We start from the raw sequence: 1,306 nt of genomic DNA, 5'->3' as shown, positions 1-1,306 counted from the left end.
GCCGAACGCACAGAATAACGGCGAAACCACGCAACCGAGCTTCAAGCCACCGAGCACGCCCAGATACAGCTCCAGCCCTTGGCCACAGAGCACAAACAAGCGTTCACCGGGGGCCACGCCCAATGTTTTCAGCACATTGGCAAAGCGGTTAGTCAGCGTGCTCAGTTGCCCATAGCTGATGTCGCGGTGCCCGCCATGGCGATCGAGAATGCGCAACGCCGTATGTTCACGCTCCCCTCCCATTGCATGCCGATCCACCGCCTCATAGGCGAGGTTCATGCCACCCCCTGGCAATCCGGCCAATTCGAGCGCCTCCACCTGCCAAGAAAAGGCTGCGCGGGCTTGCTCGCTGTCCAGCCAATTGGGCTTTGTCGGCAAACGGGTGAGTTTCTTTTTGATCATCGGCAAATGCATGGGCTTCACCTCAACGGCTGTTCATCACAACCCGTCACCCAGGAGTGTGATCAACCGTGAACGGGACTGTCCCTAGACCGCCAGGACGCTGCATGGCACCTGATACAGAATATGTTCGGTCGTGCTGCCCACCAGTTTGTTCAATCCATGGGACTGGACTCTGCCCATCACGATCACGTCCACCTGATTTTCCTCGGCAAACTCACTCAGCGCCGAGACCGGGTGCCCCAGAATGAAATGCCGGCGGTCAGAGGCCACACCGTACCGACCGGCCAGCGCCAGGAACGATTTCTCCAGTTCCCTGCGCAACTGCTTGGTCAGCTGCGACAGTGTCAGGCCGCCGCCGCCCATATCGCCCAGATAGTCTGTCGTGTCGCAGGCATACAGCAGATGCAACTCGGCATTGCACTGCAGCGCAAGGCCATTGGCCTGCTGGATGATCCGGTCATTCAACTCTTTGTCGGCATCGGTACCCGAAGCGTCAACGGCGGCCACGATCTTGTGCGGCAAGGTATGGCCACTGCCGCCAATCAGATAGACCGGCACTGGACAGTGGCGCAGCAAGTGCCAATCCAGCGGAGTGAAGAACGCGCGCTTGAGCGCCGATTCATGCTGAACCTCCTTGATCAACAGGTCGGGCTGCATTTCCGTGACGTGATCCAGAATGTCCTGCTGCAGGTCATCGGCCCAGGCCACTTCTGCCGTCACCTCGATCCCCAGGCCACGGATATTTTTTGCCTGATACTTCAACCAGTCGCGATGGTCCTGCAGATAGGTCTCCCGCGCCGTTTCCCGCACGCCCTCTTCAAGCAGCGACAGAATATCCAACGACTTTATCAAGGCAGCGATATGCAAACGTGCCCCGCTGGCCTTGGCCAGGGCCGCCGCATGT

At 59.1% G+C, this 1,306-nt stretch carries 2 protein-coding genes; both read right to left on the bottom strand.

Annotation, left to right across the window (positions count from 1 at the left end):
• A partial coding sequence (locus AC1DLB_RS30205; RefSeq protein ID WP_477786309.1) for an AMP-binding protein occupies window positions 1–414 on the bottom strand: 414 nt, incomplete at its 3' end.
• A gap of 72 nt (window positions 415–486) precedes the next feature.
• Window positions 487–1,306, bottom strand: an 820-nt coding sequence (locus AC1DLB_RS30200) for a universal stress protein (protein ID WP_477786308.1), incomplete at its 5' end; no start/stop codon positions are given.

Source organism: Pseudomonas sp. 05N434, assembly GCF_056396965.1.
This window is presented reverse-complemented; position numbering and strand designations above follow the sequence as displayed.